Source organism: Rhodococcus sp. PBTS 1 (assembly GCF_001620025.1).
Lineage (GTDB): Bacteria > Actinomycetota > Actinomycetes > Mycobacteriales > Mycobacteriaceae > Rhodococcoides > Rhodococcoides kroppenstedtii.
Genome location: NZ_CP015219.1, coordinates 1,601,953 through 1,614,638, shown reverse-complemented (window position 1 = coordinate 1,614,638; position 12,686 = coordinate 1,601,953). Strand labels below are relative to the sequence as shown.

Sequence of the window (12,686 nt, the reverse complement as noted above, 5' to 3'; positions counted from 1 at the left end):
CGCACCATGGCGATCGACGTCCACGTGGTCCGAGTCTTCACCGATCCCGAGGGCCGACACGGTAATCCGCTGGGCATCGTCGACGCCGCCGCCGTGGCGCCGTCGGCACGTCAGGAGTTGGCTCGTCGCCTGAACTACAGCGAGACGGTGTTCGTGGACGTGCCGAGTGCACCGACCGAGTCGACGGCCGTCCGCATCCACACCCCCGCCGCGGAACTGCCCTTCGCGGGACACCCGACGGTGGGGACGGCGGCCTGGCTCGCCCGGCGCGGAACGCCCGTCACCGCCCTCGTCGTGCCCGCCGGTTCGGTCGCGGTCCGCGTCGACGGTGACCAGGTGTCGGTCCGTGCGCGTGCCGACTGGGCGCCGGAGTTCGAGATCGAGCAGTTCTCGACCGTCGACGCCGTTCTGGCCGTCGATCCCACCCGCTACACGGACGGCCAACACTACGTCTGGGCCTGGGTCGACGAAGCGGCCGGGCGCATCCGATCTCGAATGTTCGCTCCCGACATGGGTATCGCGGAGGACGAGGCGACGGGCGCGGCCGCGTTGCGCATCACCGCCCACCTCCGCCGGAGCCTGCACATCGAGCAGGGCCGCGGATCGCAGCTGATCACCACCCTCGGCGACGACGGGTGGATCGACCTCGGCGGTCGGGTGGCAGCCGAGAACACACGGTCGGTGCCCGACGAGGAATCACAGCCGGTCTAGTCGAGCCTCACCGCGATCTCGCGGCCCAGGGTCACGCCCTCGGCCAACGGCAGGTGATCCCCGCTCCAGAAGCGGCCGGGGTCGTACCAGTTCGCCCGCCGCCGAGGCGGTTTCAGGCCCAGCTTGTCGAAGGGTTTCAGCGGCGTCGGCGATTCTCGCGCGGTGAGCAGACCCATGGCCTCGTAGGTCATGGCCACCACCTCCGCGCAGTACATCGTCTCGAGGCCGCGGTCGTCCCCGCGGCCCACGGCCGGGAGGCGACCGGCGAACCACCGCCCGGCGAGCTTCGCCGTCGTGGGGAACGCCGTGCCGTCCAGGCGCGCGATCGTCCGCATGAGCGCGTCCTCCTGCGCCCGCGTGACCGGTGTCTGCAGCTGGCGGAACCACGCCCGCTGGTCGTAGCGACGCCCCCACTGCTCCACGGCAGCCCGCAGATCGTGCAGTTGCACGCCGCGTTGGTGCTTCCCGGTCCACATGTCCGGCAGGGACTGTCCCAATTCCGCGTGCCACATCAGCGGCGGCAGATCGTCGAGGACGACGGCCATGCCCACGTGGTTCACCGGACTGTTGGTGAGGGTCTGGATCGCGCGGTCCGCAGCCGAGCGGCCACGGAAGATCCACAGGTCGCCCGTTCGGGTCAGGTCCACGGCCGTATCCAGATCCACCGACGACGGTCCCGAGGCGTTCACGCAGGGAAGCCTAGTGGCCACTAGGGTGCGACCATGCCCTCGTCTCGCGGATCGTCCCGGTTCGGTTCACCACGGACCTGGCTGAAGTTCGCCGGTCTCGCGGGCGCCGTCGGTGTCGCCGCCACGGGCGTCGTCGTCGCACGGTCGGAGCGACGGCGTCGGGACTACGAGCCCGACGAGATCCGCGAGCGGCTCCACCAGCGACTGGCGGTGGCCACCGCCGCGGCGCCGGACGACCCTGTCACACGTCGGCGCGGACGTACTCGGCGATGACGACCCCCGAGTCGAACGTGCGCGTGCGGGTCGGCCGGAACCGCCGATCGGCGTAGGGCGCGCCGCCGAACAGCGGCATTCCCTCCCCCAGCACCACCGGGTTCAGCTTCAGGATCAGGCGATCGATCTCGTCGATCAGCGTGCCGGCGAGCGCTCCCCCACCCGCGAGGTAGATGCCACCTTCGCCCTCGCGGCGGAGATCCCGCACAGTCGCCACGGGGTCGGCCGTCACCGCGACGTCGGGCGAGGTCGACACCCGCGAACGGGACGCGACGATCTGCCGCAGGTGCGGATACGGGCTGTCGATGCCCGCGTCGAGCGCCGGGGTGTACGTGTTCCACCCCATGATCACGGTGTCGACGAGCGTGGGGTCGGCGTTGATGCCGAGCGCCGCGCGGACGTGACCGGGCAGCATGTCCGCGTACTCGTCGAAGAGCACCGCCATGTGGTCGCCCTCGTCGGCGAACGCGCCCCACGTGCCGTCGGGGGCGGCGATGAACCCGTCGAGACTCGTGGCGACGTAGTAGATCAGTTCTCGCACTGGCGAACCTCTCTCGACCGGGGTGGGCCCGCCACGCTACGAGATCGACCGACGGCGGCGCGACGACTTTTCGCCCGCTCCGGACACGCTCAGCCGACCGTGGCGTCCAGTGCCCGCGCGGTGGCCGCCGCCATCTCCTCCACCTGCTCGTCGGTCATGACGAACGCCGGCGAGAACTGAATCGCACCGTTCCCCGCCGCCCGCGCCGAGACACCCTCGCGGCGGAGGGTCTTCACGAACGGCATGGCGTACGTCGGGTCCGCGAACTGCACGGCGGCGACGGCGCCCATGCCGCTACGCACTTCACCGACCAGGTCGTGCTCGGCGAGCGGCGCGAGATGCCGATGCAGCGACGCCTCCAGCCGCGACGCATGCGACAGGAGATCTTCGCGGACGATGATGTCGAGGTTGGCGAGGGCCGCGGCCGCCGCGCCCGCGTGTCCGCCGTACGTGTAGCCGTGCCGCCACCACGAGCCGCCCTCGTAGAACGGCGCCGCGATCCAGGGCGCCACGAACACCGCGCCCATGGGCACGTAGCCCGAGGTCAGACCCTTGGCGGTGGTCACCAGATCGGGCTCGAGCTCGAACTTCGACGAGGCGAACCAGGCATCGCCGATGCGTCCGAAGCCGGTCACCACCTCGTCGGCGACGAACAGGATGTCGTGGTCGCGGCAGATCTGCCGCACCTCGTGGAGGTAGCCCGCGGGCGGGAGGTAGACGCCACCGGCGCCGATGATCGGCTCCGCGAAGAACGCCGCGATGGTGTCGGCGCCCTCTTTCTCGATGAGCGCCAGCAGTTCCTTGGCGTCGTCCCACGCCACGGTGCGGGCGTCGGTCATGAGCTCGCCGTAGTTCTCCCGGTTGAGCGGAAGTCCGGACAGCGCGGTGCCGGCGACGTGCATGCCGTGATACGCCTTCTGTCGACCGACCACCACCGACTTGCCCGGTCGGCCGACCTGGTGCCAGTACCGGCGCGCCAGCTTGGCCGCGGTGTCGATCGAGTCCGATCCGCCCGAGGTGAAGAAGATCTTGCTCCCCGGCACCGGCGCGATCTCGGCCAGACGATCCGCGAGGTCGAGCGTCACGTCGGGAGTGACGTCCCCGAAGGTGGAGTAGTGCGCGAGGGTGCTCAGCTGACGCGCGACGGCGTCCGCGATCTCGGTCCGGCCGTGGCCGACGTTGGTGAACCACAGTCCGGCGGTGCCGTCGAGGTACTCGCGTCCGTCCGTGTCCCAGATCCGCGCGCCCTCGCCCCGAGCGACGACGTAGCGCCCGCCCGATTCGACCGCGTGCATGTCGGAGAAGCCGTGCCAGAACGCTGAGCTGTGATCGGTCACGTCGGTCAGCGTAGACCGGCCCGATACGCTGGACTCAGCCATGTCGACACCTGCCTCCACCTCCCCCACGCGCAGTGACCTCACCGCGCGCCTCGCCGGACTCACTCACACCGACGCCCACCGACTCGGCCGGCGTCTCGGACGCAGTCGGCGTCCCGAGGACCTCGCGAAGATCTCCGCCGACATCGATCGCGCCGAGGTGCGGGTGCGGAATCGGCGTGCGGCCGTCCCGGCGCTCGAGTACCCGGAGTTCCTCCCGGTCACGGCCCGGCGCGAGGACATCGCCGCCGCCATCGCCGAGACCCAGGTGGTGATCGTCGCCGGCGAGACCGGCTCCGGCAAGACCACGCAGATTCCCAAGATCTGCCTGGAGCTGGGCCGCGGCGTGCTCGGCACCATCGGCCACACGCAGCCGCGTCGGCTCGCCGCCCGGACGGTCGCCGAGCGGATCGCGGAGGAACTGGGCCAGGAGATCGGCGAGGCCGTCGGCTACACGGTCCGGTTCACGGATCGCTCGAGCGACGACACGCTGATCAAGCTCATGACGGACGGCATCCTGCTCGCGGAGATCCAGCGCGACCGCATGCTGCGTCGATACGACACCATCATCATCGACGAGGCGCACGAACGCAGCCTGAACATCGACTTCCTCCTGGGCTACCTGGCTCGCCTGCTTCCGCAGCGCCCCGAGCTCAAGGTGATCGTGACGTCGGCGACCATCGATCCGGAGCGGTTTGCCCGTCACTTCGCCGTCGACGGCGAAGACGCGCCCATCGTCGAGGTCTCCGGGCGCACCTTCCCCGTCGAGATGCGCTACCGCCCCCTCACCGTGGACCGCGACGACGAGACCGTCGATCGCGATCCGGTCGACGCCACGTGCGACGCCGTCGACGAGCTGCTCCGCGAGCCCGAGGGCGACATCCTCGTCTTCCTCTCCGGTGAGCGGGAGATCCGCGACACTGCCGACGCGTTGAAGGACCGTCGCCTGCGGGGCGTGGAGGTTCTTCCCCTCTACGCCCGATTGTCGGCCGCCGAGCAGCATCGCGTGTTCGAGCGACACTCCGGTCGACGCATCGTCCTGGCCACCAACGTCGCCGAGACGTCACTGACCGTCCCCGGCATCCGCTACGTCGTCGACCCCGGCACCGCGCGCATCTCCCGTTATTCGCTGCGCACCAAAGTGCAGCGGCTCCCCATCGAGCCGATCTCGAAGGCCTCGGCCCGCCAGCGCGCAGGACGCTGCGGCCGCGTCGCCGACGGCATCTGCATCCGGCTGTACTCGGAAGAAGACTTCGACGCGCGTCCGGACTTCACCGATCCGGAGATCCTGCGCACCAACCTGGCGTCGGTCATCCTGCAGATGGCCTCGCTCGGCCTCGGGGCGGTGGAGAAATTCCCGTTCGTCGAACCGCCCGATCCACGCAGCGTCCGCGACGGACTCGGACTGCTCACCGAACTCGGCGCCCTGGACACCACCCCGCACTCCGGGGAGCACGACGGGCCCCGCCTCACCGCCCTCGGACGTGAACTCGCCGGCCTCCCGGTCGATCCGCGGATGGCGCGCATGCTGGTGGAAGCCCACCGCTCCGGGTGCCTGCCGGAAATGCTGGTCATCGTGGCGGCGCTGTCCATCCAGGACGTGCGCGAGCGTCCTGCCGAGCACCAGCAGGCGGCCGACGAGATGCACCGGCGCTTCGCGGTCGAGGGGTCGGACTTCCTCGCCCTCCGGGAACTCTGGACCTACCTCGGCGAGCAGCGACGGGCGTTGTCCTCCAACCAGTTCCGGCGGCTGTGTCGCACCGAGTTCCTGCACTACCTGCGCATTCGCGAGTGGCAGGACCTGCACGGCCAGCTCCGGCAGATCGCCCGCGGCATGGGGTGGACCGTGCCCGATCACGACGCGCACACCCCGGCGTCGGACGCCACGATCCATCAGGCGCTGCTGTCGGGCCTGTTGTCGCACATCGGATTACGGGAGGGCGACAAGCGCGACTTCCTCGGGGCACGCGGCTCGACCTTCGCGATCTTCCCCGGCTCGTCGCTGTCGAAGAAGCCACCGCGGTGGGTGATGGCGGCCGAGCTGGTGGAGACCAGCCGGCTCTGGGCGCGCATGGCCGCGCGCATCGAGCCCGAGTGGGCGGAGAAACTCGCCCCCCACCTGCTCAAGCGGCAGTACTCCGAACCGCACTGGTCAACCAAACGCGAAGCCGCCGTCGCCTACGAGCGGGTGACGCTCTACGGCGTACCGCTGGTGGCCAAGCGGCCGGTGTCCTACGGGTCGATCGACGCGGAGGTCTCTCGCGACCTGTTCCTGCGTCACGCCCTGGTCCAGGGCGAGTGGCGCACGCACCACCGCTTCTTCCACCATAACCAGCAATTACGTAGCGACGCCGAGGAATTGGAGTCGCGTGCCCGACGCCGCGACATCGTGGTCGACGACGACGCCCTGTACGCGTTCTACGACGAGCGCGTGCCCGCCGACGTGGTCTCGGCGCGTCACTTCGATCGGTGGTGGAAGAAGGCGTCCCGCGCGACGCCGGACCTGCTCGACTTCGACCGCGCGACCGTCGTCACTCCGGCTGCCGCCGCGGTCACCGGCGGCGACTTCCCCGACGCGTGGCGCCAGGGCGAGCGGCAGTTCCCGTTGACCTATCAGTTCGAGCCGGGCCGAGACGACGACGGCGTGACCGTCCACATCCCGGTCGACCAGTTGCCGCAGGTCGCCGACGTCGGCTTCGACTGGCTGGTCCCCGGCATGCGCCTCGATCTCGTCACCGCACTGATCAAGACGCTGCCGAAGGACCTGCGCCGCACCGTGGTTCCCGCGCCCGATCACGCCGCGGCCGCCGTCGCCGCCATGCGACCTCGCACCGAACCGCTCACGACGGCGCTCTCGCGCGAGCTCACCCGCATGGGTGGTGTCCCGATCGCGGCCGAGGACTTCTCCCCCGACGCGCTGCCCCGGCACCTGCGCATGACGTTCCGGATCGTCGACGGCACCACCGAGCTGGGTCGCGGACCGTCGTTGTCGGCGTTGAAGGCCAGGCTGGGACGCGCCGCGGCCACCGCCGTGTCGGCGGCGGCCAAGGACACCGAAAAGGGCCCCGTCCGCCGGTGGACGTCCGAGACGATCGGCACTCTCGAGCCGACGGTGACCCGCACCGTGCAGGGCCGCGCCGTCACCGGCTACCCGGCGCTGGTGGCCGAGAGCGGTGGTGTGGCCGTCCGCGTGCTCGGGTCGGCGGCCGAACAGCGTGCGGCCATGCGGGAGGGGACGCGGCGGCTGCTGCTCGACGCGATCCCGGTCTCGACAAAGTCCCTCCTGGCCGGTCGCTCACCGGCGGCGCGGCTGCACCTCGGCCAGAACCCGCACGGCAGCATCGAGGCCCTGCTCGACGACTGTCGCGCGTTGGCCGTCGACGATCTGATGTCCGCGCACGGCGGTCCCGTGTCCTCGCCGGACGCGTTCGCCGCCCTCGAGTCGGCCGTCCGCCGTGACCTCGCGTCACGGACGGCCGCGGTCCTGCGGCTGGTCGAACCCGTCCTCGCGGCGGCCACAGCGGTCCGACTGGCACTCGAGGAATCGAGCGGCGACCCTGCCGAGGACGTGCGGGCGCAACTGGACGCCCTGATCTTCCCTGGCTTCGTCTTCGAGACGGGCACGGCGCACCTGCCCCATCTGCCGCGCTACCTCGAGGCTGCGCGGCGTCGGCTGGACGCGTTGCCGTCGAGCGCGACCCGAGACGCTGCGGGTATGGACGCCCTCGATCGTGTCTACGCCGCGTACGACGCACTTCTCCAAAGCCTGCCGTCGGCCCGCCGATCCGGTGACGACGTGCGGGAGATCGCGTGGATGATCGAGGAACTGCGGGTCAACCTGTTCGCGCAGGCCCTCGGCACTGCCTACCCGGTGTCCGAGAAACGGGTCCTGAAAGCAATCGACGCCGTGCGCACGGCGCGGCGCTGACGTCGGCTCAGGCCGTGCTCGACACCGTGTCCTCGCCCCGCTGATGCCGGCGAAGTTCGTCGATCTCGCGTTCGAAGTCCTCGGCGCTGCTGAACGAGCGGTAGACCGACGCGAAACGCAGGTAGGCCACCTCGTCCAGGTCGCGCAGCGGACCGAGGATGGCGAGTCCGACCTCGTTGCTGGGGATCTCCGCGGAGCCAGAGGCGCGGACGGTGTCCTCGACCTGCTGCGCGAGGAGGACGAGAGCATCGTTGTCGACGTCGCGGCCCTGGCACGCGCGACGCACACCCTTGATCACCTTGTCACGACTGAAGGGTTCGCTGACGCCGCTCCGCTTGACCACGGACAGCACCGCCGTCTCGACGGTGGTGAACCGGCGACCGCACTCGGGACACGACCGCCGACGGCGGATCGCCTGCCCCTCGTCCGCCTCACGAGAATCGACCACGCGCGAGTCGGGGTGACGGCAGAACGGGCAGTGCATGTGGCGGTGACCCCTCGGTGCTCACGGGACGATTCCGTTCCGTACGGACGGTGCGACGTCGTCGCCGACGCCGCGCACCAGCCTACCGAGGGCCGTGCCACGATCGATCAGCGCGGGGACACGCCGAGGTCGAGTTGCTCCACGACGGTCGGCTGCGGCGGAACGTCGGCGGCCCGCAGGTTGGCCACTCCGACGAGCCCGAGGGCCGTTGCCGCTGTGACCAGAACCACAGCGGCGACCGACGCGAGACCCCGGACCGGCCGAGACACGTGCGGTGCACGCGACACCCCGACCGAGTGGCCGACGTACTCGACCGCGCCGGCGTGCGGGCGACGCACGTCGCGCGAGACGGCACGACGGCGTACGGGAGCAGACCGACGCGGCGCGGGGGCCGCGGCGCGCTCGGCCGTGGCCACGGAACCCCAGTAGGACTCGTCGTCGCAGGTCCAGCGATCGACGGACGGGCGAGAGGTCGCTCCGACTCGAGCGCCGCGAACGGTCTGCAGTTCGGTACTGATCACGACAACCACTCCTCGTGGGTAGGCGGTGGTCCCCCGGCGAGCAGAACACCCACCGGCGTTCGGCCATTCCGTTCGACCACGCGTTCGAAGGAACGCATGTTCGATGTATAGCAGGGCGGTCCGACACAGTCCACGAAATCGCGACACGGATCGAACAGGTGTTTGATCACCGATCGAATCCGGTCTAACTTCTACTCACGACGTCGCATCGGACACCGGGGCACCAGACGCCCCATCCGCACCACCGTCCGGCGCGCCCAGCAGCACCCGCCCGCCCCGGGCCGGCCACCGATGGAGGTTCACAGCATGACCGACGAGAGCTCGTCCGCCACGAGTACCGATTCCGGCCTGACCGAGCGGCAACGTCGCGTTCTCGAGGTCATCCGGGCCTCCGTCACCGAGCGTGGTTACCCGCCGAGCATCCGCGAGATCGGCGACGCCGTGGGCCTGACCTCGACCTCCTCGGTCGCGCACCAACTACGGACGCTCGAGAAGAAGGGCTTCCTGCGCCGCGACCCGAACCGGCCCCGCGCGGTCGACGTCCGCCTGCCGGGCGAGAACGGACGGCCGGACGAGGTGGCCTCGACGGGCGACGCCCCCACCGTCGAGCCCGCCGCCCGCGACGCCGGCGCCGAGTCGGACGCCCTGCCCGCGCCCACCTTCGTCCCGGTTCTCGGGCGCATCGCAGCCGGCGGTCCCATCCTGGCCGAGCAAGCCGTCGAAGAGGTGTTCCCCCTCCCGCGCGAACTGGTCGGCTCCGGTTCGCTCTTCTTGCTGCGGGTGGTCGGCGAGTCCATGATCGACGCGGCGATCTGCGACGGTGACTGGGTGGTCGTCCGGCAGCAGAACGTCGCGGACAACGGAGACATCGTCGCCGCCATGATCGACGGCGAGGCCACGGTCAAGACGTTCAAGCGCACCGGCGGCGACGTGTGGCTGCTCCCCCACAACCCGCTCTTCGAACCCATTCCCGGCAACGACGCCGTGATCCTCGGCAAGGTCGTCACCGTGATGCGCAAGCTCTGATCGTCCCCCGACGACGGCGAGAGCCGGCACCGTTCTCGGTGCCGGCTCTCGTCGTTCGTCCGCGAGGGTCAGAGATCCAGGCCCCGCCCGATGATCTCCTTCATGATCTCCGTGGTGCCGCCGTAGATGGTCTGCACGCGAGAGTCCATGTACGCCTTGGCGATCGGGTATTCCTTCATGTAGCCGTATCCACCGTGGAGCTGCAGGCACCGGTCGATGATCTTGACCTGGTTCTCCGTGGTCCACCACTTGGCCATAGCGGCTTCCTGCACGGTGAGCTCGCCCGCGTTGAGCTGCTCGATGTACTTGTCCACCATGATGCGGACAGCAGTGGCCTCGGTGGCGCACTCGGCCAGGACGAACCGGGTGTTCTGGAACTTCCCGATCGGCTTGCCGAAAGCCTTGCGGTCCTTGCAGTACTGCACCGTCATCTCGATCGAGCGCTCGATGGCAGCGGCCGCGACCACGGCGATGGACAGCCGCTCCTGCGGAAGGTTCTGCATGAGGTAGATGAAGCCCATCCCCTCCTCGCCCAGCATGTTCGCCGCCGGCACCCGGACGTCGGTGAAGCTGAGCTCGGCCGTGTCCTGGGCCTTCATGCCGATCTTGTCGAGGTTGCGGCCCCGCTCGAACCCGGGCATGTCGCGCTCGACGCCGAAGATGCTGAATCCCTGGGCGCCCTTCTCGGGATCGGTGCAGGCCACGACGAGGACCAGGTCGGCGTTGATGCCGTTGGTGATGAACGTCTTCGAGCCGTTGAGCACCCAGTCGTCACCGTCGCGGACGGCGCGCGTCTTGATGCCCTGCAGGTCGCTGCCGGTGCCGGGCTCGGTCATCGCGATGGCGGTGATGAGCTCGCCCGAGCAGAATCCGGGCAGCCAGCGCTGCTTCTGCTCCTCGTTGGTGAGCTCGATCAGGTAGGGCGCGACGACGTCGTTGTGCAGGGTGAACCCGATGCCGCTGTAGCCGCCGAACGTGGTCTCCTCGGTGACGATCGCGTTGTAGCGGAAGTCCTTCACGCCGCCGCCGCCGTACTCCTCCGGCACGGCCATGCCCAGGAAGCCCTGCTTGCCGGCCTCGACCCACACGCCGCGGTCGACGATGTTCTGCTCTTCCCACTCCGCGTGATGCGGTGCGACGTGCTGCTCGAGGAACTTCTTGTACGAGCTGCGGAACAGATCGTGCTCGGGCTCGAACAACGTGCGCTTCATGACTCTCCTCGTGTGACGTGAGTTACCACTTCACGGTAGGTCGGAGCACGAAGGGCGTCGATGACCTGTGCGAGCGCGTTCGGTGACCACCGCCGACCGGATCGTGTGCAGATATCGGCGTCCAGCGCGGATTACTGCACACGATTCTCGCGGCGGACGGCTCGATTGTGCCGGGCGTGCAGGACCACGTCGGGCAGGACGACCGGAGCCGCCGCGAGAAGGAACCACCACGACCCGGTCGCCCGAACGAGCCCGCCCGCGGCGACGGCGGCACACGACCCCGCCGCACTCTGCACCAGGTCGCGATCGCGGCGCCTGACCGGTGGCTCACGCCACCACGGCACCCGCCGCCCGGCGTTCTCCCGCAGCACCCGACGCGCCCCGACGACGCTCAGCATCAGGCCGACGACCATCGCCCCGACCCCGAGGATCAGTCCGACCGCAGTCGGACCGAGCCACGCGAGCCCGACGATCGCGACCGGGACGACGGCGGACAGGGCGGATTTCCACGCCGGCGTCGACGGCCATTCCTCGGGCGCGACGCTCACCGGACGCATCGGGTCGAGCCCGGAGAGACCGATCCGTTCCGAGTCCATACCTCACGGTCTCACGACTCAGCGGACGGTGCGCCCCGCCAACGCGCGCAGGATCGGGTAGCCCACCAGGATCCCCACCGACCCCCAGACGATGCCGCCGAGCTCGACGGACCCGATGGTCAGCGTCAGATCGCCGATCCCGGCGACCAGCGCGGCCGCGGCGACCATCAGGTTGACGGGCCGGGTGAAGTCGACGTTCGCCTCCTGCCAGATCCGCACGCCGAGCAGCCCGATGAGCCCGTAGAGCACCAGGGTCGCGCCGCCGATGACGCCGCCGGGCACAGTGAAGACCAGGGCACCGAACTTCGGCGAGAAGGCCAGGACCAGCGCCGTCGCGGCCGCGACCCAGTAGGCGGCCGTCGAGTACACGCGGGTGGCGGCCATGACGCCGATGTTCTCGGCGTAGGTCGTCGTGCCCGAACCGCCACCGGCGCCGGCGAGCGCGGTGGCGACGCCGTCGGCCACGAGGGCATCGCCGGCGACGTCGTCGAGGGAGCGGCCGGTCATGGCGGCGACCGCCTTGACGTGACCGACGTTCTCGGCGACCAGGACCACGACGACGGGCAGGGCGACCAGCACGGCGGAGAGCTGGAACGACGGCCCGGTGAAGGTCGGGACGCCGACCCACGCGGCCTCCCGCAGCGCGTCGACCCGGGCCGGATCGAGCGCGCCGGTCAGTGCGCCGAAGACCCAGCCGACGACGACGCCGACCAGGATGCCGAGCCTCCCGATCAAGCCGGGGACGGCCACGGTGACCAGCAGGATCGCCACGAGGGTGACGGTGGCGACCAGCGGCTGCGACTCGTAGGACGTCACGGCGGTGCCGGCGAGATTGAGTCCGATCAGCGCGACGATGGCGCCGGTGAGCAGGGGCGGCATGGCGGCGTCGAGCGCACGACTCCCGGCCACCTTGACCAGCACGCCGACGGCGGCGAGAGCGACACCGACGACCAGCACGGCACCGAGCTGGGCCGCCGGACCGTCGCCCGCGGTGGCGGCTAGCGGCGCGATGAAGGCGAACGACGAGCCGAGGTAGCTCGGTACCCGGCCCCGCGTGATCAGCAGGAACAGCGCGGTGCCGAGGCCGGAGAAGAACAGCGTCGTGGTGACCGGGAAGCCGGTGATGGTCGGCACGAGCAGCGTCGCACCGAACATCGCGACGACGTGCTGCATGCCGATGCCGACGGTGCGCGGCCAGGACAGACGTTCGTCGGGGGCGACGACACCGTCGGCGGCCACGCTCCGGCCGTCACCGTGCAGGGTCCACCGGGGGACGAGGCGGGAGCGCGACGAGGCGCGGGGTGCGGTCACGAGTCGTCATGATGACACG

Annotated in this window: 12 protein-coding genes; 4 read left to right on the top strand and 8 right to left on the bottom strand. The window is 70.2% G+C overall.

The annotated features are described in order from the left end of the window. Window positions 1-6 precede the first annotated feature (6 nt). Complete coding sequence (locus A3Q40_RS07325) at window positions 7-711, top strand: PhzF family phenazine biosynthesis protein (protein ID WP_068100836.1); 705 nt, start codon at window positions 7-9, stop codon at window positions 709-711. On the opposite strand, the gene A3Q40_RS07320 is transcribed toward A3Q40_RS07325, so the two are convergent. Next, entirely contained in the window at window positions 708-1,400 is a 693-nt protein-coding gene (locus tag A3Q40_RS07320; protein ID WP_068100834.1) for a hypothetical protein, read from the bottom strand. The two genes, A3Q40_RS07325 and A3Q40_RS07320, sit on opposite strands and share 4 nt — an antisense overlap. Window positions 1,401-1,433: 33 nt before the next feature. Between A3Q40_RS07320 and A3Q40_RS19750 the strand changes: the two genes are divergently transcribed. Continuing rightward, window positions 1,434-1,673 (top strand): hypothetical protein, encoded by a 240-nt coding sequence (locus A3Q40_RS19750; protein WP_082833808.1) that lies wholly within the window; start codon window positions 1,434-1,436, stop codon window positions 1,671-1,673. Here A3Q40_RS19750 and A3Q40_RS07315 read toward each other — a convergent pair. Both A3Q40_RS07315 and A3Q40_RS07310 read right to left on the bottom strand, forming a co-directional pair. Further along, window positions 1,642-2,214 carry a dihydrofolate reductase family protein gene (locus A3Q40_RS07315; protein WP_068100833.1) on the bottom strand — a complete coding sequence of 191 codons (573 nt, stop codon included), beginning with the start codon at window positions 2,212-2,214 and terminating at the stop codon, window positions 1,642-1,644. The genes A3Q40_RS19750 and A3Q40_RS07315 overlap by 32 nt on opposite strands. 89 nt (window positions 2,215-2,303) lie before the next feature. Then, a complete protein-coding gene (locus tag A3Q40_RS07310) occupies window positions 2,304-3,593 on the bottom strand; it encodes an aminotransferase family protein (RefSeq protein ID WP_068100831.1) in 1,290 nt (429 codons plus the stop codon). On the opposite strand from A3Q40_RS07310, the gene hrpA reads away from it, so the two are divergent. Next, complete coding sequence (gene hrpA, locus A3Q40_RS07305) at window positions 3,592-7,518, top strand: ATP-dependent RNA helicase HrpA (protein WP_068100829.1); 3,927 nt, start codon at window positions 3,592-3,594, stop codon at window positions 7,516-7,518. The genes A3Q40_RS07310 and hrpA overlap by 2 nt on opposite strands. Window positions 7,519-7,525: 7 nt before the next feature. Here hrpA and nrdR read toward each other — a convergent pair whose 3' ends face one another. Both nrdR and A3Q40_RS07295 read right to left on the bottom strand, forming a co-directional pair. Continuing rightward, a complete protein-coding gene (gene nrdR / locus A3Q40_RS07300; protein WP_068100827.1) occupies window positions 7,526-8,002 on the bottom strand; it encodes a transcriptional regulator NrdR in 477 nt (158 codons plus the stop codon). A gap of 107 nt (window positions 8,003-8,109) precedes the next feature. Next, window positions 8,110-8,523 (bottom strand): hypothetical protein, encoded by a 414-nt coding sequence (locus A3Q40_RS07295; RefSeq protein WP_157889526.1) that lies wholly within the window; start codon window positions 8,521-8,523, stop codon window positions 8,110-8,112. A 306-nt stretch (window positions 8,524-8,829) separates the two neighbouring features. Between A3Q40_RS07295 and lexA the strand changes: the two genes are divergently transcribed. Further along, on the top strand, window positions 8,830-9,549 hold the full coding sequence (gene lexA / locus A3Q40_RS07290; RefSeq protein WP_068100823.1) for a transcriptional repressor LexA: 720 nt from the start codon (window positions 8,830-8,832) through the stop codon (window positions 9,547-9,549). Between the two features lie 68 nt (window positions 9,550-9,617). Here lexA and A3Q40_RS07285 read toward each other — a convergent pair whose 3' ends face one another. The 3 genes from A3Q40_RS07285 to A3Q40_RS07275 form a co-directional block, all read right to left on the bottom strand. After that, window positions 9,618-10,760, bottom strand: a complete 1,143-nt coding sequence (locus A3Q40_RS07285) for an acyl-CoA dehydrogenase family protein (protein WP_068100821.1) — start codon at window positions 10,758-10,760, stop codon at window positions 9,618-9,620. Between the two features lie 131 nt (window positions 10,761-10,891). After that, a complete protein-coding gene (locus tag A3Q40_RS07280; RefSeq protein WP_157889525.1) occupies window positions 10,892-11,308 on the bottom strand; it encodes a hypothetical protein in 417 nt (138 codons plus the stop codon). 66 nt (window positions 11,309-11,374) lie between these two features. After that, on the bottom strand, window positions 11,375-12,667 hold the full coding sequence (locus A3Q40_RS07275) for a uracil-xanthine permease family protein (protein WP_068100817.1): 1,293 nt from the start codon (window positions 12,665-12,667) through the stop codon (window positions 11,375-11,377). Window positions 12,668-12,686: the final 19 nt, after the last annotated feature.

Excerpts from the sequence above, each read along its gene's own strand:
- A3Q40_RS07285 (WP_068100821.1), bottom strand. The coding sequence starts at position 10,760 with ATGAAGCGCACGTTGTTCGAGCCCGAGCACGATCTGTTCCGCAGCTCG.
- A3Q40_RS19750 (WP_082833808.1), top strand. The coding sequence starts at position 1,434 with ATGCCCTCGTCTCGCGGATCGTCCCGGTTCGGTTCACCACGGACCTGG.
- A3Q40_RS07325 (WP_068100836.1), top strand. The coding sequence starts at position 7 with ATGGCGATCGACGTCCACGTGGTCCGAGTCTTCACCGATCCCGAGGGC.
- nrdR (WP_068100827.1), bottom strand. The coding sequence starts at position 8,002 with ATGCACTGCCCGTTCTGCCGTCACCCCGACTCGCGCGTGGTCGATTCT.
- hrpA (WP_068100829.1), top strand. The coding sequence starts at position 3,592 with ATGTCGACACCTGCCTCCACCTCCCCCACGCGCAGTGACCTCACCGCG.
- A3Q40_RS07310 (WP_068100831.1), bottom strand. The coding sequence starts at position 3,593 with ATGGCTGAGTCCAGCGTATCGGGCCGGTCTACGCTGACCGACGTGACC.
- lexA (WP_068100823.1), top strand. The coding sequence starts at position 8,830 with ATGACCGACGAGAGCTCGTCCGCCACGAGTACCGATTCCGGCCTGACC.